At 64.3% G+C, this 19,829-nt stretch carries 18 protein-coding genes; 2 read left to right on the top strand and 16 right to left on the bottom strand.

The genetic code is table 11. The features are described 5' to 3' along the window. Nucleotides 1-49: 49 nt before the first annotated feature. The 12 genes from rseP to BraRD5C2_RS05240 form a co-directional block, all read right to left on the bottom strand. Nucleotides 50-1,201 (bottom strand): RIP metalloprotease RseP, encoded by a 1,152-nt coding sequence (rseP, locus tag BraRD5C2_RS05295; protein ID WP_223967280.1) that lies wholly within the window; start codon nt 1,199-1,201, stop codon nt 50-52. A 44-nt stretch (nt 1,202-1,245) separates the two neighbouring features. Further along, on the bottom strand, nt 1,246-2,472 hold the full coding sequence (gene dxr, locus BraRD5C2_RS05290) for a 1-deoxy-D-xylulose-5-phosphate reductoisomerase (RefSeq protein WP_223967279.1): 1,227 nt from the start codon (nt 2,470-2,472) through the stop codon (nt 1,246-1,248). A gap of 4 nt (nt 2,473-2,476) precedes the next feature. Then, the gene (locus BraRD5C2_RS05285; protein ID WP_374707962.1) at nt 2,477-3,265 is read right to left on the bottom strand and encodes a phosphatidate cytidylyltransferase; all 789 of its coding nucleotides are present in this window, start codon (nt 3,263-3,265) and stop codon (nt 2,477-2,479) included. Between the two features lie 80 nt (nt 3,266-3,345). Then, on the bottom strand, nt 3,346-4,104 hold the full coding sequence (locus BraRD5C2_RS05280) for an isoprenyl transferase (RefSeq protein ID WP_223967277.1): 759 nt from the start codon (nt 4,102-4,104) through the stop codon (nt 3,346-3,348). A gap of 21 nt (nt 4,105-4,125) precedes the next feature. Beyond that, a complete protein-coding gene (gene frr, locus BraRD5C2_RS05275; RefSeq protein ID WP_176531045.1) occupies nt 4,126-4,689 on the bottom strand; it encodes a ribosome recycling factor in 564 nt (187 codons plus the stop codon). Nucleotides 4,690-4,762: 73 nt separating this feature from the next. After that, nucleotides 4,763-5,479, bottom strand: coding sequence for a UMP kinase (gene pyrH / locus BraRD5C2_RS05270; RefSeq protein ID WP_038385104.1), 717 nt, complete (start codon nt 5,477-5,479; stop codon nt 4,763-4,765). 70 nt (nt 5,480-5,549) lie between these two features. After that, on the bottom strand, nt 5,550-6,473 hold the full coding sequence (tsf, locus tag BraRD5C2_RS05265) for a translation elongation factor Ts (RefSeq protein WP_223967276.1): 924 nt from the start codon (nt 6,471-6,473) through the stop codon (nt 5,550-5,552). 127 nt (nt 6,474-6,600) lie between these two features. Continuing rightward, on the bottom strand, nt 6,601-7,593 hold the full coding sequence (locus tag BraRD5C2_RS05260; protein WP_223967275.1) for a 30S ribosomal protein S2: 993 nt from the start codon (nt 7,591-7,593) through the stop codon (nt 6,601-6,603). Between the two features lie 260 nt (nt 7,594-7,853). Then, entirely contained in the window at nt 7,854-8,381 is a 528-nt protein-coding gene (locus BraRD5C2_RS05255) for a DUF2846 domain-containing protein (RefSeq protein ID WP_223967274.1), read from the bottom strand. A 110-nt stretch (nt 8,382-8,491) separates the two neighbouring features. Beyond that, nucleotides 8,492-12,016, bottom strand: coding sequence for a DNA polymerase III subunit alpha (gene dnaE, locus BraRD5C2_RS05250; protein WP_223967273.1), 3,525 nt, complete (start codon nt 12,014-12,016; stop codon nt 8,492-8,494). 596 nt (nt 12,017-12,612) lie between these two features. Then, nucleotides 12,613-12,816 (bottom strand): hypothetical protein, encoded by a 204-nt coding sequence (locus tag BraRD5C2_RS05245; protein WP_223967272.1) that lies wholly within the window; start codon nt 12,814-12,816, stop codon nt 12,613-12,615. Between the two features lie 57 nt (nt 12,817-12,873). Beyond that, nucleotides 12,874-13,608 carry an outer membrane protein gene (locus BraRD5C2_RS05240; RefSeq protein WP_223967271.1) on the bottom strand — a complete coding sequence of 245 codons (735 nt, stop codon included), beginning with the start codon at nt 13,606-13,608 and terminating at the stop codon, nt 12,874-12,876. 295 nt (nt 13,609-13,903) lie between these two features. Here BraRD5C2_RS05240 and BraRD5C2_RS05235 point away from each other — a divergent pair, with 295 nt between their 5' ends. After that, on the top strand, nt 13,904-14,200 hold the full coding sequence (locus BraRD5C2_RS05235) for a DUF3551 domain-containing protein (protein WP_223967270.1): 297 nt from the start codon (nt 13,904-13,906) through the stop codon (nt 14,198-14,200). Nucleotides 14,201-14,317: 117 nt separating this feature from the next. Then, nucleotides 14,318-14,599 carry a DUF3551 domain-containing protein gene (locus BraRD5C2_RS05230; RefSeq protein WP_223967269.1) on the top strand — a complete coding sequence of 94 codons (282 nt, stop codon included), beginning with the start codon at nt 14,318-14,320 and terminating at the stop codon, nt 14,597-14,599. Nucleotides 14,600-14,706: 107 nt separating this feature from the next. On the opposite strand, the gene BraRD5C2_RS05225 is transcribed toward BraRD5C2_RS05230, so the two are convergent. The 4 genes from BraRD5C2_RS05225 to BraRD5C2_RS05210 all read right to left on the bottom strand — a co-directional run bounded on the left by BraRD5C2_RS05225 (nt 14,707) and on the right by BraRD5C2_RS05210 (nt 19,828). Further along, complete coding sequence (locus BraRD5C2_RS05225; protein ID WP_223967268.1) at nt 14,707-15,405, bottom strand: ABC transporter ATP-binding protein; 699 nt, start codon at nt 15,403-15,405, stop codon at nt 14,707-14,709. 8 nt (nt 15,406-15,413) lie between these two features. Further along, nucleotides 15,414-16,694, bottom strand: coding sequence for a lipoprotein-releasing ABC transporter permease subunit (locus tag BraRD5C2_RS05220; protein ID WP_021079195.1), 1,281 nt, complete (start codon nt 16,692-16,694; stop codon nt 15,414-15,416). Between the two features lie 72 nt (nt 16,695-16,766). Next, the gene (gene proS, locus BraRD5C2_RS05215; RefSeq protein ID WP_223967267.1) at nt 16,767-18,086 is read right to left on the bottom strand and encodes a proline--tRNA ligase; all 1,320 of its coding nucleotides are present in this window, start codon (nt 18,084-18,086) and stop codon (nt 16,767-16,769) included. Nucleotides 18,087-18,250: 164 nt separating this feature from the next. Then, nucleotides 18,251-19,828 carry a copper resistance CopC/CopD family protein gene (locus tag BraRD5C2_RS05210; protein ID WP_223967266.1) on the bottom strand — a complete coding sequence of 526 codons (1,578 nt, stop codon included), beginning with the start codon at nt 19,826-19,828 and terminating at the stop codon, nt 18,251-18,253. Nucleotide 19,829 lies beyond the last annotated feature (1 nt).

Genomic DNA, 19,829 nt, shown 5'->3' with positions numbered 1-19,829 from the left:
TTTCATACCAAGACGTTGCCCATTGGCAACGCCACAGAAAAGCCCCGTTTCAGGACCCAGCGATTCTGAGGATGTCGTTATATGTCGCAAACACCATCAGCATCAGAACCAAACCCAGACCAATTCGGAAACCCACCTCCTGCGTCCGCTCCGAGAGCGGGCGTCCACGAAGCGCCTCCGCGCTGTAGAACAGGAGGTGTCCACCGTCCAAAAGCGGGATCGGGAACAGATTCAACAGCCCGATCGAGACCGAGAGGATGGCGCAAAGATTGACGACGAACTGGAACCCGGCGCTCGCAGCCTGACCCGACAGCTTCGCGATTCCAATGACCCCGCTCACCTCGGCCGGATTGCCGGTCCCGACGAACAGCGACCCCAGGAACTTAAACGTGCTGGAAATAATGTACCAAACCTGCTCGACACCGATCTTCATCGCTTCCAGCACGCCGACCGGAGCACTGGATGATTCGCCGACCTGAGCCTTGTGCTCGATTCCAAGCACGCCGATTCGGTGGGCATTGCCGAAGGGGTCCTTGACCTCCTTCAGCGCCGGCGCCGCCTTCAGCGAAACGATCGCGCCGTCCCGCTTCACTTTGAAATCAAGCTCTGAACCAGCATTCGAAGCTACGATCCGCTGCATGTCGGCGAAGCTCTGGATCGCACTGCCATCGATATCGACGACGACATCACCGACCTTGAAGCCTGCGTTCGCAGCGACGCTTTCGGCAACTAGGCCATCGACCCGGGCGATCGTGCTGGGCTTGCCGTAATAGAGCGCCATACCCGCGAAAATCAGGGCGCCTAGAATGAAGTTCGCCACCGGACCGGCCGCGACGATCGCGGTGCGCTTGCCGACCGACTTGTGGTGGAAGCTGCCTTCGCGCTCCTCCGCTGTCATGGCGGCGAGCGTCTCCGTCGAGGGCGTCGATGCCTCGCTGTCGTCGCCGAAGAATTTGACGTAACCGCCGAGCGGAATCGCCGAGATCTTCCAGCGTGTGCCATGCCGGTCGTTGAAGCCGGCAAGCTCCGGTCCGAACCCCAGCGAGAACGTCAGCACCTTCACGCCGGCCCAGCGCGCGACCAGGAAGTGGCCGAGCTCGTGAAAGAAGACAACGATGGTCAGGACGAAGAGGAAGGGAACGATATAGCCGAGGAGCCCATGGCTCAACGCATTGATACTATGAAGCAAATACTCGGGCATTCGAATTCCCCTCGACAAGAGCCATAGGCTCCGTCCCCAACCCTCTAGGTTGCCTTTAAGGCAATTTGAGGCAATAGGGCGGCAGCTTTATTTCGCGCGATATGGTCAACGGAAATCGCATCATCCGCCGAGTTCAGTGGTGGCTGATTCCCCGACCTGATCCAATCGTTCATGGTCGCCTCGACCAGCCGGGCGATCGCACCGAATTTGATCTTGCCGGCGATAAACGCCGCGACCGCGATTTCGTTCGCCGCGTTGTAGACCGTCGTCGCGCCATGCCCGAGGCGCAGCGCCTCGTAGGCGAGCCGCAGCCCGGGGAAACGCTGGAAGTCCGGCGCCTCGAAGGTGAGCTGTCCGATCTTGGCGAGATCGAGCTTGGCTGACGGGCCGACGATCCGGTCCGGCCAGCCGAGGCAATGCGCGATCGGGATCCGCATGTCGGGCGTACCGAGCTGGGCCATCACGGAGCGATCGGAAAACTCGACCATGCCGTGGATGATCGACTGCGGGTGCACCAGCACGTCGATCTCGTCGGGCGCCAGGGCGAACAGATAGGACGCCTCGATCACCTCGAGGCCCTTGTTCATCATCGAGGCGGAATCGATCGTGATCTTCTGCCCCATGCTCCAGTTCGGATGCTTGAGCGCCTGTTCCAACGTCGCCTGTTCGATGTCGGCGGGAGCCCAGGTGCGGAACGGCCCGCCGGAGGCGGTGATGATCACCCGCGTCAGTTCCTCGCGATTGCCGGAAGCCAGCGCCTGGAACAGCGCATTATGCTCGGAGTCCGCCGGCAGGATGCAGGCTCCGGCCTTCTTGGCCCGCTCCATGAAGATGTCGCCGGCACAGACCAGGCACTCCTTGTTGGCGAGCGCGACGGTTGCGCCGCGATCGACCGCGGCAAGTGCCGGCTTCAATCCGGCAGCGCCGCTGACCGCGGCCATCACCCAATCCGCCGGCCGCGCGGCCGCCTCGATGATGGCGCTCTCCCCGGCCCCGCATTCGATGCGGGTTCCGGCCAGCGCGTCCTTCAATTCGGAAAGCCGCGCCGGATCGGCGATGGCGGCGAACCGCGCGCCGAACTCCTTGGCGAGCTTGGCCAGTCCCTCGACATTGCTGTTCGCGGTCAGCGCCTCGACCCGGTAGCGGTCGCGCGCGCCACGCAGCAGATCCATCGTGCTGTCGCCGATCGAGCCGGTGGCACCGAGGACGGTCACGGACCGCGCGGCGGACGCCGCCGCGGCCTTGTTGTTACGCAACGGAACTGCGCTCATCTCATCACCAAACCATAAGACCGCGTCCGACGCCATCGGCGCCACCACGGAGAAAGCCGAAAATCGCCGCCACGACGACGGCCGCGACAAATCCGTCCAGGCGATCCAGAAGGCCGCCATGGCCGGGAATGATGTGGCTCGAGTCCTTCACCCCGAACCGCCGCTTCACCGCGGATTCGAAGAGATCGCCAAGCTGCGAGACCACCGACAACACGGCTCCGAGCATCAGCAGCGGCCCGGTCGTGCCGATCTCGAAGGCGGCAAAGCAGGCCGCAACCAACAGGCTCGCGACGAAACCGCCGGCCGCGCCAGCCCATGTCTTCTTGGGGCTGACCCGCACCCAAAGCTTCGGCCCGCCGATGCTGCGGCCCGCGAAATAGCCGCCGATGTCGGTGACCCACACGATCAGCAACACGAACATCAGCGCGGCAAAGCCCTCCGCCGTATCGAGACGCAGCAGCACCGATGCGATCTCGGCGGCCGCAGCATAGAGCAATCCCGCAATCGCCCAGTTGCGCCGCGCGCCCGAGGTCAGCGCCACGGCAACCGCACCGACGGCGAGGACCACCAACGCCGCATCGATGCGGCCGGCGATCAGGCAAAGTCCCGCGAGCAGCAGCGCGACAACACCAGGCACCATGACGCGGAGCTCGCGTCCGAGCCCGGTGACCATGAGCCATTCCGCGAACAATCCGACCGCAACCAGCGTCACCAGCAGCGACCAGGCCACGCCACCCAGATAGGCCAGCGCGATCGCGACCGGCGCCAGCACCAGCGCCGCGACCACGCGCATCGCGAGGTTGCGCGAGCCCTGCTCGCTTGGTGCAGCCGGCGACTGCTCGCTTGCTGCCGCCGGTGCGGCTTCGCGTTCGCTCACGAGCCGGTTTTCGCGGCGAGGCCGCCGAACCGGCGCTCACGCTTGCCGTATTCCGCAATCGCGCCTTCGAGCGCCGCCTTGTCAAAATCCGGCCAGTGAATCGGCACGAATACGAGCTCGCTATAGGCGGCCTGCCACATCAGGAAGTTCGACAGCCGCTGTTCGCCGCTGGTGCGGATGATCAGGTCGGGGTCCGGAATGTCGGGCGCATCGAGATATTGCCCGAGCGTATCGGCATCGATGGAGTTAGCGTCGCGCTTGCCCTCGGCGACCTCGCGCGCAAGGCGCCGCGCGGCGGCAGCGATCTCCGCCCGCGAGCCGTAGTTGAAGGCGACTACAAGGTTGAGCTTGACGTTGTTCCGCGTCAGCTCCTCGGCCTCGTTGAGCAGCGCGCAGATGTCGGGGTCGAGCCCGGCGCGCTCGCCGATCACGCGCACCCGCACGCCGTCACGATGCAGCGTCGCCAGATCGTTGCGGATGAAGCGGCGCAGCAGGCCGAACAGATCGCCGATCTCGCTCGCCGGCCGCGACCAGTTTTCCGAGCTGAACGAAAAGATCGTGAGATAGACGATGCCGAGTTCATGGGCCGCACGCACCACGCGGCGCAGTGCCTCGACGCCGCGGCGGTGGCCCTCGACGCGCGGCAGGCCGCGCGAAGCGGCCCAGCGCCCGTTGCCGTCCATGATGATCGCCACATGCAACGGACTGCCGGAGCGATCCGGTCCGTCAGTTGCTGGGGCGGCGGCGTTCGACATCGGCTCTTTCCCGTAGCGCCTTTAGACCGTCAGGATTTCCTTTTCCTTGGCGGCAAGCAGCTGATCGACTTCGGCGATCACGCCGTCGGTCGCCTTCTGCACCTCGTTCGACAGGCGCTCCTGATCGTCCTCGGAGATCTCGTGATTCTTCTCGAGCTTCTTGATCACGTCGAGGCCGTCGCGGCGCACGTGGCGTACCGCGACCTTGGCCGCTTCCGCGTATTTGTGCGCGACCTTGACCAGTTCCTTGCGGCGCTCCTCGTTGAGTTCGGGAATCCGCAAGCGCAACACCTGGCCTTCGGTTGCCGGCGAAAGGCCGAGATTGGAGTCGACGATCGCCTTCTCCACGGCCTTCACCATCGACTTGTCCCAGACCTGCACCGAGAGCAGGCGCGGCTCGGGCACGCTGATGGTCGCAACCTGGTTGAGCGGCATATGCGAGCCGTAAGCCTCGACCTGGACCGGCTCCAGCATGGAGGCCGCGGCGCGGCCGGTACGCAGACCGCCGAGCTCGTGCTTGAGCGATTGTGTGGCGCCCTGCATGCGGCGCTTCACGTCGTTGATGTCAAAACCAGCTGCGGCCATGACGCTTCTCCCTTTACTAGAAACCGGCTGTCGACGCCCTCGGGTCCAAAGTCTGGACCCGGAGGCGCGGCAATCAGCCGGCGACGACCGTGCCGTGTCCGGTACCGCGCAGAATCGCACCGATCGAACCGGGCTCCGCGATCGAGAACACGATGATAGGCAGCGACGTCTCGCGGGCAAGTGCGAAAGCGGTCGCGTCCATGACCTTGTAACCGCCCTCGATCGCCTGCGAATGGGTCAGGCGGTCGAAGCGCTTGGCTTTGGGGTCCTTCTTCGGATCGGCGCTGTAGACGCCGTCGACATTGGTGGCTTTCAGCACCGCCTGCGCGCCGATCTCGGCCGCGCGCAGCACGGCGGTGGTATCGGTGGTGAAGAACGGGTTGCCGGTTCCGCCGCCGAGCAGGACGATGCGTCCCTCGGCGAGATATTTGTGCGTCGCACTACGGGTGAACAGCTCGGAAATCTCCGGCATCACGAATGCCGACAAGGTCCGCGCCGGGGTCCCCTTGCGCTCGATCGCCGCCTCGAGCGCGAGGCAGTTCATCATGGTGGCAAGCATGCCCATGGTGTCGCCGGTCGGCCGGGACACGCCGCGCGAGGACACCTCGACGCCGCGGACGATGTTGCCGCCGCCGATCACGACGGCGACCTCGATGCCGAGCTTGCGGGCCGCGATCAGGTCGTCGGCGACGCGATCGACGGTCGGTTGATCGATACCGAACCCGTGGGAGCCGGCCAGATATTCGCCGGACAGCTTGATCACCACGCGACGATAGATCGGCTCAGCCATGATGCGATCGCTTTCTTATCCCGCGCAGGCAGGCCTCCGGCGCGTGCGCCGGACGCCTTGGTGTCAGCGGTTACTTCTTGCCGCTGGCGGCCGCGACTTCGGCGGCGAAGTCGCTTTCCTGCTTCTCGATTCCCTCACCGAGAGCATAGTTCACAAAGCCAGCGATTTTGATCGGCCCGCCAACCTTACCCTCAGCTTCCTTCACCGCCTGGGCAACGGACTTGCCGCTGTCGTGGATAAAGGCCTGATCGAGCAGGCAGACTTCCTTGTAGTAGGTCTTCAGGCCGGAATCGACGATCTTCTCGATGACGTTCTCCGGCTTGCCCTGCTGGCGGTACTTGTCGGCCAGCACGTCCTTCTCGCGCTTGACGGTCTCCGGATCGAGCCCGGCCGGGTCGAGCGCCAGCGGCTTTGCCGCCGCGACGTGCATGGCGAGCTGGCGGCCGAGCACGGCGAGCTCGTCGGCCTTGCCGGTGGACTCCAACGCCACGATCACGCCGATCTTGCCGGCGCCTTCGACGACGGCGTTGTGGACGTAGCTCGACACCACGCCCTTGCTCACCTCGAGCGAAGCAGCGCGGCGCAGCGACATGTTCTCGCCGATGGTGGCGATCGCGTCCGAGATCGCCCGCTCCACCGTGAAGTCGCCAACCTTGGCGGCCTTGATGGCCTCGACGTCGGAGCCGTGCTTCAGCGCGACCTGCGCAATCATCTTGACCAGGCCCTGGAACTGCTCGTTGCGCGCAACGAAGTCGGTCTCGGAGTTGACCTCGACCAGCACACCCTTGGTGCCGGAGGTCAGCGCGCCGATCAGGCCCTCGGCAGCGACGCGGCCAGCCTTCTTGGCGGCCTTGGAGAGGCCCTTCTTGCGCAGCCAATCCTGCGCGGCGGTCATGTCGCCGTCGGTCTCGGTCAGCGCCGCCTTGCAATCCATCATGCCCGCGCCGGTCGACTCGCGGAGTTCCTTGACCATCGCTGCTGAGATCGTTGCCATCGTTCAATGTCCTTCTTGCCTGTACAGAAACCGCGGCGCCCGATGGCGCCGCTGTCAGCGACAGGGAAATCGTTGTTCGTGGAATTGAAGCGGCGGCCGGGCGAGACCCGGCCACGCCGCGTAACTTTTATTCCGCTTCGGCGAGCGTCTTGGCCTGGGCAACCCAAGCGTCGGCACGGCTCGGCAGACCGACTTCTTCGCCGATCTTGTGCGCGGTGTCGTGGTCGAGCTCGGCGAGCTGCCAGTAGTGGAAGATGCCGAGGTCGTTGAGCTTCTTCTCGATCGTACCGGACACGCCGGTGAGCTTCTTGAGGTTGTCGGCGGTGCCGCGCGGACCAGCGAGGCCCTGGAAGCCGGACGGCGCAGCCGCCGGGAGCTCTTCCTGCACGGGCGCAGCCGACGCACCGATATCGATTCCGGAATCGCCCTGGGCGCGCGAGATGCCGTCGATGGCGGCGCGCGCCACGAGATCGCAATACAGCGAGATCGCGCGGCCGGCGTCGTCATTGCCCGGCACCACATAGGTGATGCCCTTGGGGTCCGAATTGGTGTCGACGATCGCAGCGACCGGGATGTTGAGCCGCTGGGCTTCCTGGATCGCGATGTCTTCCTTGTTGGTGTCGATGACGAAGATCATGTCGGGAAGACCGCCCATGTCCTTGATGCCGCCGAGCGAACGGTCGAGCTTGTCGCGCTCGCGCTGCAGCGTCAGCCGCTCCTTCTTGGTGTAGGAGCTGGCGTCGCCCGACGACAGCACGTCGTCGAGATGGCGAAGGCGCTTGATCGAGGCCGAGATCGTCTTCCAGTTGGTCAGCGTGCCGCCGAGCCAGCGCGAGTTGACGAAATACTGGGCCGAACGCTTGGCCGCATCGGCAACGCCGTCCTGAGCCGAGCGCTTGGTGCCGACGAACAGGATGCGGCCGCCCTTGGCGACGGTATCGCTGACCGCCTGCAGGGCACGGTGCAGCATCGGCACGGTCTGCGCGAGGTCGATGATGTGGATGTTGTTGCGGGCGCCGAAGATGTAATCCTGCATCTTCGGGTTCCAGCGGTGGGACTGATGGCCAAAGTGAACGCCGGCTTCCAAAAGCTGACGCATGTTGAATTCGGGCAGCGACATAGATCTAATTCTCCGGTTGGTTCCTCCGGAAACGTGTGAGCAAACGAGCCTGAATGGCCGGTTGCCACCGGACGGCCTTTGAGAGCCATGTTTCCGTGTGAGATGGCGCGCTATATAGCGCGATTTGCGCCAGAAGCAAGGAAATACGGCCGGTTACGCCGACCGGATGGGCCCTTTGAGCCCCGGAACTGGCCCGTTTTGGCCAGAACTGGTCCGATGTGGCCGGCAAGAGCCCCCGTCAGGAGCCCGGCCGGCGCCCCCTATTGCGCCAATTGCAGGTCCGCCAGCGTCGTACGCGCGGTCGCCTCGTCCAGTGCAACGAAATCGCCCGGCCCGGGATTGCCGGCGGTCGAAGTCGCGGCCGATGCAACGACGGCACCGACCAGACCTCCCACCATCGTCACGCCGGTGACGGCATCATGCCGCTCGCTCGATTTCACCAGAAAGAAATAGGTGCGACCCGGCTCGGTCGTGAAATTGTGCGTGGTCTCGCCGGGAAACATCACCTCGTTGGCGACCAACTGGTGCCGGCCGGCGGGCCGATCGGCGAATGCATAAGTGCCGATGGCGACCTTGCCGATCGGCTCGCCATCGAGCTTCACGTCGCAGGCACAGATCGCCATGCTCAGGCCCTTGCGTTTCTCCTGCAGCACCACGACGCGGGAATGTCCCGGCTTCGGTGGCCCGAACTTCTGCGAGATCGCCGCATAGTTGGTGCCGACACCATCGCTCACGCAGCCCGACACTATCAGCACACCGGCCAGCAAGGCCGCGTAACGTCCGATCATCCCGCCCCCGAAATTCCCAGCAGGCGCGACCATAGAAAGAAGCACGGTGTGGTTGCAATAGTGCTTAAGCCAAAGCCATTGGTTTTCCGCAGCGTCGCCGGGATCGTCGTCTAAAGCGTCTGCACGTCGACCACGCCCGTGACCGCCTTGATCGCGCCGGCGATCTGCGGCGAGACCTTGTAGCGGCCGGGCAGCTTCATTTCGACCTCAGTCTCGAGGTCCAGCATCATCACCAGCGAGACGTCGCCGTCGGCAGCACCTGCCGGCGCTGCCGACGGTGCGGGCTTGACCGCCGGTGGCCTTGCGGCGCCACACGGGGCGGGCGCGGCGTCCGGCATGTTGAGCCGGCGCGCGATCGACTCCAGCGGCTTGGTGTCGCGGACGAAGATCCGCAGGCCCTTTTGCGTCTTGGCCGCGGCGTGATCGAGCGGCTCGGCGTGCAGCACCCGCGCTCGCACGTCCTCGCCCTGCAGCTCGGCGCCGAGCTGCAACAGCACGGCCGCGCCGGGCTCCAGCACATCGCGGTACTGCGCGAGGCCCTCGGAGAACAACACCGCTTCGAAATGGCCGGTCGGATCCGACAGGCCCATGATGCCCATTTTGTTGCCGGTCTTGGTGCGCCGCTCCATGCGCGACACCACGGTTGCCGCGACCTTGCCCGCCGTCGCGCCGGTCTTCACCGCACGCGAGAATTCCGCCCAGGATTGCACGCGCAGCCGCTTCAGCGCGGTCGCATAGTCGTCGAGCGGATGACCCGACAGGAAGAAGCCGATCGCATCATATTCGCGCCGCAGCCGGTCCGCGGGCAGCCATGGCTCGACCTGCGGCAGCATGATGCTCGGCGCATCCGGAGCGCTGCCGAACATGTCGTTCTGGCCTGAGGTTGCCGCCTCGTGGCTGCGCTGGCAGGCGGCCAGTATCGCATCGGCGCCGGCGAACACGCGGGCCCGGTTCGGGTCCAGCGTGTCGAACGCGCCGGCCGCCGCAAGGCTTTCGATGATCCGCTTGTTGACGGCGCGCGGGCTCACCCTTGCTGCGAAATCGGCGAGCGAGGTGAAGGCGCCCTTCTTGTTGCGCTCCTCGATGATCTGCTCGACCGCCTGGATGCCGACACCCTTCAGCGCGGCGAGCGCGTAGTAGATCGTGTTGCCGCTGACCTCGAAGGTCGGGCCGGAGCGATTGATGTTGGGCGCTTCGACCTTGATGCCGAGGCGCTGCGCCTCGGAGCGGAATTCGGAGAGCTTGTCGGTATTGTTGAGTTCGAGCGTCATCGACGCCGCGAGGAACTCGACCGGATAATGCGCCTTCATATAGGCGGTGTGGTACGACACCAGCGCATAGGCCGCCGCGTGGCTCTTGTTGAAGCCGTAATCGGCGAACTTGGCGAGCAGCTCGAAGATCGTCTCCGCCTGCCCCTTCCCAACGCCGTTCTTCATCGCGCCGGCGACGAAGATGTCGCGCTGCTTGTCCATCTCGGCGCGGATCTTCTTGCCCATCGCGCGGCGCAGCAGGTCGGCCTGGCCGAGCGAATAGCCCGCCATCTGCTGCGCGATCTGCATCACCTGTTCCTGGTAGATGATGACGCCGAAGGTCTCCTTCAGGATCGGCTCAAGGATCGGATGCAGATATTCCGACTCCTCATCGCCGTGCTTGCGCGCGCAATAGGTCGGGATGTTCGCCATCGGGCCCGGGCGATACAGCGCGACCAGCGCGATGATGTCCTCGAAGCGGTCGGGCCGCATGTCGATCAGCGCGCGCCGCATGCCCTGGCTTTCCACCTGGAACACGCCGACGACGTCGCCCCGGGCCAGCATCTGGTAACTCGGCGCATCGTCGATCGGCAGCGTCGCGAGGTCGACGTCAACGTTACGCTGCTTGAGCAGCTTGACCGCGACATCGAGCACCGTCAGCGTCTTGAGGCCGAGGAAGTCGAACTTCACGAGGCCCGCCGGCTCGACCCATTTCATGTTGAACTGGGTGACCGGCATGTCGGATTTCGGATCGCGGTACATCGGCACCAGCTCGCTCAGCGGCCGATCACCGATCACGATACCTGCGGCGTGGGTCGAGGCGTGGCGCGTCAGACCCTCGAGGCGCTGCGCGATGTCGAACGCGCGCGCCACCACCGGATCCTCGTCGCGGAACGCCTGCAGCTTGGGCTCGCCTTCGATCGCCTGCGCCAGCGTCACCGGAGCCGCGGGATTTTGCGGCACCAGCTTGGTCAGCTTGTCGACCTGCCCGTACGGCATCTGCAGCACGCGCCCGACGTCGCGCAGCACGCCGCGCGCCTGCAGCGTACCGAAGGTGATGATCTGCGCCACCTGGTCGCGGCCGTAGCGCTCCTGGACGTATTGGATCACCTCGCCGCGGCGGTCCTGGCAGAAGTCGATGTCGAAGTCCGGCATCGAGACGCGCTCGGGATTGAGGAAGCGCTCGAACAGCAAGGCGAAGCGCATCGGATCGAGGTCGGTGATGGTGAGCACCCAGGCGACCAGTGAGCCCGCGCCCGAGCCGCGGCCCGGTCCGACCGGAATGCCCTGCGCCTTCGCCCATTTGATGAAGTCCGAGACGATCAGGAAGTAGCCCGCGTATTTCATGCGGGTGATGACGTCGAGCTCGAAGGCAAGCCGCTTGGCGTAGTCCTCCTCGGTCATGCCCGGCGAGAGACCGTGCACCCGCAGGCGGTTGGCGAGGCCCTCTTCGGCCTGGCGCTTCAGCTCGGCGGCTTCGTCGGCGGCGGCGTCGGAGCTCGCCGCGGCACCGACGGTGAAGAACGGCAGGATCGGCTTGCGGGTCTTTGGGCGGAACGAGCAGCGCTCGGCGATCTCCACCGTCGAGGCCAGCGCCTCCGGAATATCGGCGAACAGCACCGCCATCTCCGCACGGGTCTTGAAGCGGTGATCGGGGGTCAATTGCTCGCGGTTGGTCTCGGCGATCAGGTGGCCGCCGGCGATGCACAGCAGCGCATCATGCGATTCGTAGTCGTCACTGGTGGCGAAATACGGCTCGTTGGTCGCAACCAGCGGCAGGCCCTTGCTGTAGGCGAGATCGATCAGGCCGCCCTCAGTGCGGCGCTCCTTATCGATGCCGTGGCGTTGCAATTCGACGTAGAGACGATCGCCGAACAGGCTCGCCAGACGTTCGCAGCGGGTCGCGGCCAGCGCCGCCTGCTCGGCACGCAGCGCCAGCGCGATCGGCCCGTCGGGCCCGCCGGTCAGAGCGATCAAATCCTCGGCGGCGTCGGTGAGCCAGTCGAGCTTGATGTGCGGCGTCTGGTTCACCGGCGTCTCCAGGAACGCCCGCGAGTTCAGCCGCATCAGGTTCTGGTACCCGCGCTCGCGGGCCGCCAGCAGCACGATTCGCGTCGGCCCGGTCGTCGCCAGGATGCTCCGCGTATTGGGGTCGACGTCGCCAAAATCCACCGCAACTTCGCAGCCGACGATCGGCTGGATGCCGTAGCCGGCCATCTTGTCGGAGAATTCCAGCGCCCCGAACATGTTGTCGGTGTCGGTGAGCGCCAGCGCCGGCTGGCGGTCAGCCTTGGCGAGTTCGCCGAGCTTGGCGATCTTGATCGAGCCCTTCAGCAGCGAATAGGCGGAATGGACGTGGAGATGAACGAATCCGGCATTCGGCATGGCTGCTTACGGGATCTCTTGAAGTCAGGGATGGCGCGAGTGCCAAAGCCGGAACTCGAACGCTTCAGACCCGACTCGCATCCCCATCGTGGGGCTTGGGCCCTGCCAAGTCCACGCCGAACCCGGCGTGGCGGCAGGTCGTCCTGCTTTTCCCCAGAAGCAAGCTATGCCCCTGCCCCCGCGGGCGCATTTTCAGAACTGGGTGATCAGCTGGGCCCAAACCGCGATCATCCCGACGAACAGCGTGATCGATGCCAGCGCTGCAGCTTCCTGCACGAAGATCTTCAACATGGCCGCTCTCCCTGAACTGGAACGTATGCAGAACATTGTTCCTTTTTTGTTCTTAGAGTCAAGCGAGGGTAGTGGGTCAGTTTGAAAACTGCCCCCGAAAGAGAATCCCTTGGTTAATCGTGGCGGGAGCTGGCAGCGCCATTGGTTCTATTCTCCAGCCCTGCGACTTCGCGCGCGCTCATTCCAGCGCTTCATCCCCGCTCTTTGCCCTCTTCCTCCGGCGTAGGATCGCTGTCAGGCGCCTCGCCCGTAGCGATATCAATGATCCGCTTGGCGAACTGGTTGGGCCTCTGGGCCGCTTAGGGTCATTTGTGCGATTTTTTATGCGCCACGATGGTCTGGACGACGTCATCGTCATCAGCATCGAAGGCCAGGTAACCAATGACCATCCATCCGGCGCACAAGCCGAAAATGACCAAGGCCGCCTTTAGCCACTGTCCCATGGGAACAAATATGCCCCCATTTTTCGTCCCCGCCCACTTGCCACAATGGGTAATCCGCCAGGCCAACAAAAAACCCCGGGCCGAAGCCCGGGGTTTTCGATGCCGCTTGGATTAAGCGAGCGATCAGTAACGCGCGATCATCGGGCCACCGAACTTGTAGTTCAGACGGCCGAGGACCATGTCGGTGTCGCCACCGGTGTGGAAGCCGGCCACGGCAACGCCAGCCGGGGTCACGAAGGTCGCACCGTGCGTGTCTTCGAAGATGTGGTTGTATTCGATGCCGAGCGACCAGCCCTGCGAGAAGGCGAACTCGAGGCCAACGCCGACCGTCGGGCTCCAACGGGTGTCGTAACCGGTCGAGGAAGCCAGCGCGCCGCCGGGAGCCAGGAACTGGTAGTTGCGATCGGTGACCGCAGCACCGCCCTTGGCGTACAGCAGGACGTTGTTCCAGGCGTAGCCGATCTGACCGGTGAACAGGCCGAACGCATCGGTCTTCGAGCGGACGGTGCCGCCCGGGACGAGCAGGTTGCCGGTGCTGCCGGAGAAGTCAGCCCAGTTGCCCTGAGCTTCCAGACCCCAGACCCAGCCGCCGGTCTGCCAGCGGTAGCCAACCTGGCCACCGACGGTGCCGCCGTTGGCATCGTAGCTGCCAGCCTGGCCGATGCCGTCGACCGAACGGTTGTCGTGGCTCTGGCCCCAACCACCGTTGATACCGATGTAGAAGCCGGTCCAATCATAAACAGCGGCAACCATGGGCGGCGGAGCCTTCGTGTAAGGGCGAGCCGCGAGGTCAGCCGCAGAGGCAGCGGTCGCGCTGAGCGCGAGCAGGCTGGCGGTGACAAGCAAAATCTTTTTCATTTTCCCGTTCCAACTTTTTCTACAGGCCCCCAAGGCCGCGAGACACCGTCATAGCAGCCCCCGTCGGAATTGCTGTAACTTCGCTGCAACAGGCAGGCCCAAACGACTTCGCTCAAATTTGAAGTTAATACTGCGTTACAAGCACTTCTTGGAACTTTTGCCACATAGCTGCCGCACAATTTTCACAATTCAAAACTGCGTGGGCAAGCTGTCCGCAAGATCGTGTTGACCGGAACCGGCTTGTCCGATTTGGATCGTCGCCGAGATCGAATCCTCGCAGCGATAAGGAATGCACATGCGGACGATGATTCTTGCTGCTACGGCGTCTGTGGTCGCGCTCGCTACGCTTGGTACTACGCCCTCCTATGCCGTCGGCGTGCGCTACCCGTTCTGCATCCAGGGCGACCGCTATCCCGGCCTGAGCAACTGTTCCTATCCGTCCTATGAAGCGTGCCTCGCGACCGCCTCGGGCATCGGACAGAACTGCATCGCCAACCCCTATTATGCCGGCGACAACGACCCGCGCTCCTATCTGCACGCCTCCCCGCGCGACCGCCGTGAGGGCAATTTCTTCGACCTTTTCATTCACTGACGCCCGGTCCGGCGTCGTCGCCGCAGGAATGTGAGTTGATCGCCCCCGCACGCGGGCGCCTATTTGCATGGACATTCAGCGCTCGCGTTGCCGGCGCCAGATCGATTGGAGCTTCCGATGCAAAACCTTATTCTGGCACTGTTTCCGGCGCTCTTGGCGCTGGGTACGATCGCAAGCGCGCCAGCCAATGCCCAGAAATACGATTCGACCTCGCCGGTCTGCAAGACGAACTACCGGTGGGGCGGCGAGGACACCGACTGCGGCTACACGTCGCTGGAGCAGTGCCGCGCCTCAGCGTCCGGCCTCGCCGCGATGTGCATCAACAATCCGTATTATGCCGGGCCGCCGATCGATCGTCGGCCGAGCCAGTCCGGCAGACGGCCTCGGCCCGCCTATTGAGGGCTCAAGCCCCTTCCATTCCGACTGAAGCAGGGCGGAAAAAACCCTAGATTCCTGTGCTTAGCGTGTGTTCTTCACACGAACTGCGACCCGCTTCGCGCGAAACGCTATTCGAGTTCGACGACCTGTCCGTTCGACAGCGACACCCGACGATCCATCCGCGCGGCGAGATCCATGTTGTGGGTCGCGATCAGCATCGCGACGCGGGTCGCCTTCACGAGCTGCATCAGCGCGCTGAAGACGTGATCGGCTGTCCCCGGATCCAGATTCCCGGTCGGCTCGTCCGCAAACAGCACCCGGGGTGCGTTCGCAACCGCGCGCGCGATCGCCACGCGCTGCTGTTCGCCACCTGAGAGTTCGGCGGGACGATGGGTGATGCGGTCGCCAAGCCCGAGATACGCCAGGATCTCGGTCGCGCGTTTCACGGTCTCGGAGCGTTTGAGGCCACGAATCATCTGCGGCAGCATGACGTTCTCGAGCGCCGAGAATTCCGGCAGCAGCCGGTGCGACTGATAGACGAAGCCGATATCGGACCGGCGAATCTGCGTGCGGTCGATGTCGGACATCTGCGAGGTCGGCGTGCCCGCGACATAGACCTCACCCTCATCGGGACTCTCCAGCAGGCCCGCGATGTGAAGCAGCGTCGACTTGCCGGATCCCGACGGCGCCACCAGCGCCACCGATTGACCGGGCCACAGCGCGAGCTTGGCGCCGTTCAGGATCGTCAGCGTCGCTTCGCCCTGCCTGTATTCCCGCTTGATATCATGAAGATAGACAACCGGTACGTCTTCCGCCCCCTCTGCCATGTGCGCCCCTATTCGTACCGGAGCGCTTCGACCGGATCGAGGCGCGCGGCGCGCCACGACGGGTAGAGCGTCGCCAGGAAGGACAGCGTCAGCGCCATGATCACGACGGCGAGCGTCTCGCCGAAATCGACCTCAGCCGGCAGCTTGGAAAGGAAATACAGCTCCGGCGAGAACAGCTCTGTGTTGGTGAGCCATGACAGGAACTGCCTGATCGATTCGATGTTCAGGCAGATCAGCATGCCGACGGCAAAGCCGGTCAGCGTTCCGACCACGCCGATCGAGGCGCCGGTGATCAGGAATATCCGCATGATCGATCCCTGCGAGGCGCCCATGGTGCGCAGGATCGCGATGTCCTGGCCCTTGTCCTTCACCAGCATGATCAGTCCGGAGACGATGTTGAGCGCCGCGACCAGCACGATCATGGTCAGGATCAGGAACATCACGTTGCGTTCGACCTGCAGCGCGTTGAAGAACGTCGAATTGCGCTGCCGCCAGTCGACCAGGAAGACCGGCCGCCCGGCCGCCTCCGTCACCAGCTTGCGGTAAGTGTCGATCTTGTCCGGATTGGTGGTGAACACCTCTATCGAGGACACGTCGTTGTTGCGGTTGAAATAGGCCTGCGCCTCGGCCAGCGGCATGAACACGAAGGTCGAATCGTATTCCGACATGCCGATCTCAAACACCGCCGTGATCTTGTAGGGCTTGATGCGCGGCGTGGTGCCCATCGGCGTCACCGCGCCCTTCGGCGAGACCAGCGTGATCATGTCGCCGGCATGCAGCGAGAGCTGGTCGGCAAGCCGGCGGCCGATCGCAACCCCCTGCCCCTCGTCAAAACCCTCGAGCGTGCCCTGCTTGATGTTCTTGGCGATCGAGGTGAGGTTGTTGAGATCGTCGGCGCGAATACCGCGGATGAAGACGCCGGCCGCGTTGAACGGCGATGATCCGAGCCCCTGTCCGTCCACGACGGGCGCGGCGAGACGGATGCCCTGTACCTGGCTGATGCGATCGGCGACGTCCTTCCAGTCGGTCAGCGGCGATTCCAGCGGCTGCACCAGAAGGTGGCCGTTGAGGCCGAGGATCTTGTCGAGCAGTTCCTTGCGGAAGCCGTTCATGACGGCCATCACCACGATCAGCGTCGCAACGCCGAGCATGATGCCGAGGAACGAAAAGCCGGCGATGACCGAGATGAACCCTTCCTTGCGGCGCGCGCGCAGATAGCGTCCGGACAGCAGCCATTCGAATGGCGCAAACGGCGGGGTACGGACTGGCTCGCTCATGGTCTCATCCATCTCTCGATAATCCCATGATTCGGGTCAAATGTGGCCGGATTACCCCGCCGATAGATACGGCGTGAATAAACTTTAACCCGCGAGCTTCGCGACCACGTCCGCGGGGCTCATGTTCTCGCGTGAACCGTCGCTGCGGCGCTTCACTTCGACCTTGCCTTCCGCGAGCCCCTTGGGTCCGACGAGAATCTGCCAGGGGATACCGATCAGATCGGCGGCGGCGAACTTGGCGCCGGCGCGCTGATCGGTGTCGTCGTAGAGCACGTCGACACCCCTCGCCGAGAGCTCGCGATAGAGCTGCTCGCAGGCGCCGTCGACCGCGGCATCGCCCTGCTTGAGGTTGAGGATCGCAGCGCGGAACGGCGCGACCGCTTCGGGCCATTTGATGCCGGCGTCATCGTGACAGGCCTCGATGATGGCACCGACCAGGCGCGACACGCCGACGCCGTAAGAGCCGCCATGGATCGGCACGTCGACGCCATCGGGGCCCGCCACCATCGCCTTCATGGTGTCGGAATATTTGGTGCCGAAATAGAAGATCTGGCCGACCTCGATGCCGCGGGTGTTGAGCCGCTTTGCTTCAGGCACTTCCTGCTCGAAGCGCGCAGCCTCGTGAACGTCCTCCGTCGCAGCATAGACCGAGGTCCACTGCTTGATGATCGGCGTGAGATCGCCGTCATAATCGACGTCCTCGCCCGGCACCGGCAGGTCCAGCACATCGCGATTGATGAAGACGCCGGACTCGCCGGTTTCCGCCAGCACGATGAATTCGTGGCTCAGATCGCCGCCGATCGGACCGGTCTCGGCCCGCATCGGGATTGCCTTCAGGCCCATCCGTGCGAAGGTGCGCAAATAGGCCACGAACATCTTGTTGTAGGAGCGCCGTGCACCGGCCTCGTCGAGGTCGAACGAATAGGCGTCCTTCATCAGGAATTCGCGGCCACGCATCACGCCGAAGCGTGGACGCTGCTCGTCACGGAACTTCCACTGGATGTGGTAGAGGTTGAGCGGCAGGTTCTTGTAGGACTTGACGTAGGAGCGGAAGATCTCGGTGATCATTTCCTCGTTGGTCGGTCCGTACAGCAGCTCGCGCTTGTGACGATCGAGGATGCGCAGCATCTCCGGACCATAGGCGTCGTAGCGGCCGCTTTCACGCCAGAGATCGGCAAGCTGCAGCGTCGGCATCAGGAGCTCGAGTGCGCCGGCGCGGTTCTGCTCCTCGCGAACGATCTGCTCGATCTTCTTCAGCACCCGGAAGCCGAGCGGCAGCCAGGCATAGATGCCGGCGGCCTCCTGCCGCATCATGCCCGCGCGCAGCATCAGCCGATGCGAGACGATCTCCGCCTCTTTCGGGTTTTCTTTCAGGATGGGCAGGAAAAACCGCGACAATCGCATGGCGTTACTCGGGAATCAGGAAAGCGTGGGAAGCGCAGCAGTGAAACCGGATCGGCTGTGAAAACACAAGGCCGCCAAATGACAAAAGCCCTTCAAATCAGGCGATTTTCCGCCATTTCGGCGATTTGCGTCCCAACGACGTGCCCGGCGCGCTGGTCGTGCGTTTACCTGACCTCGAAATCGTCTTCCAGCGTCACTTTCCTGAAATCGGTCACCAGGGCGTCGATCTGCATGTGCCAGCGGCCCGGGACCGGCAACGGCACCTTCTTGACGTGCCAATAGCCGTCGGGACCGAGCGCTGCGCTGCGTTCCAACGGCTCGATGCCGCGATCCGGCAGGCTCAGCGTCAGCGTCGCCTCCTTGGCCGCGAACGGGCTGGCATCGCCGTTCATCAGCTGCAGCACGAAATCGTTCTGCCCGACCTTGCCCGGCGCGATCAGCACCTGGAACATCGCGGCATCGGTGTGGATATGGACCGCGAGCGGGACGTCGTCCGACATCGCCAGCACGCGCGGCGGCGGCGTGAAGCGCCACAGCGCGACGAGGCCGAGGATCGCGATCATCAGTACGAACTCGAGCGCGATCGAGCGCTGCAGCGGCCGCGTGCGGTGAAATTCGCGCGCGATGGCCGGCGTGAACACCAGCCGGTTCAGCGCAGCGAGCGTGAGCAACAGCGACACCAGCACAAGTTTCGCGAGGAGGATGTTGCCGTATCCGGTGTCGATCAGTGCGCCAAGGCTTTCGAGCTGAACGACGGCAAGTGCGAGGCCCGACAGAGCGATCAACGCAACAACCGGCATCGCGAGCGTCGAAAAGCGCCGGAGCACCCGCAGCAGCGAATCCTTGCGCTGCCAGGCCAGCACGGCGAGCGGCCCGAGCGCCCCCATCCAGAAGGCGAGGCCAACGCCATGGATGAACAGCGCGGTCCGCGTCAGCCATTGCGGAGAAGCGTTGGCGGCATGGCCGCTGACCGAAAGCGACAGCCCGACGCAGATCATTGCGACCGCGGTGCGGGTCCAGGCCGCGCCGAACGACGGGCTGCGCCAGGCGACCGCCGCGATCAACATCGCGGCAATCGCGAGCAGCAACGCGGGAAACAGACTGGTGCCGGCGGCACTGGCCCATGCCGCCCATGTCAGGATGCCTGTGATCGGCAGGTTCAGCAGGTCGACACCCTGCAAGCCAAGCGAGGCGATCGTGCCAATGAGGCCGAGCGCCAGCGACCACATGATCAGCCGTCCACCCGCCGGTCCCTGCCCGATCCAGGCGGCAAAGAACACACCACCGACGCCGGCAAACAGTCCGAGATAGAGCCCGAGCCGTGCCAGCCAGATCAGCGCATGCAGCACGCCGTCGCCAGTTGGCGCCGCCGAGCCGGTGACGACGCCGATCGAGAACAACAGCGAGCCCGCAACCGGATGGCCGTCCTGCGACACCACGCGATAGCTGACCACCTGCGTGCCCTGGGGCAAGTCGGCCGGCAGGGTCACCATGACAGATTGATCGACAGCGCGGATCGTGACGTCGCGCGGCTTGCCCGCAGCGTCGAGCAGGCTGACCGCGGTCGGCGCCACCGCTTCGTTGAAGCGGAGCACTACCATCTTCGGTGCCTCCGTCACCACGCTGCCGTCCGCCGGCTCAGCGGCGATCAGGACGGCATGCGCATCGGCAGAGGTCGCAAGACACAGCGTCACGAACAACGCGGCAAGACTTGCAACGACAAGACTTGCGACCGCCCGCACG

The sequence above is a fragment of the Bradyrhizobium sp. RD5-C2 genome, from assembly GCF_019972155.1.
Classification (GTDB): Bacteria; Pseudomonadota; Alphaproteobacteria; order Rhizobiales; family Xanthobacteraceae; genus Bradyrhizobium.
The sequence above is the reverse complement of the archived record's forward strand: the minus strand, read 5'-3'. Positions and strand labels throughout refer to the sequence as shown.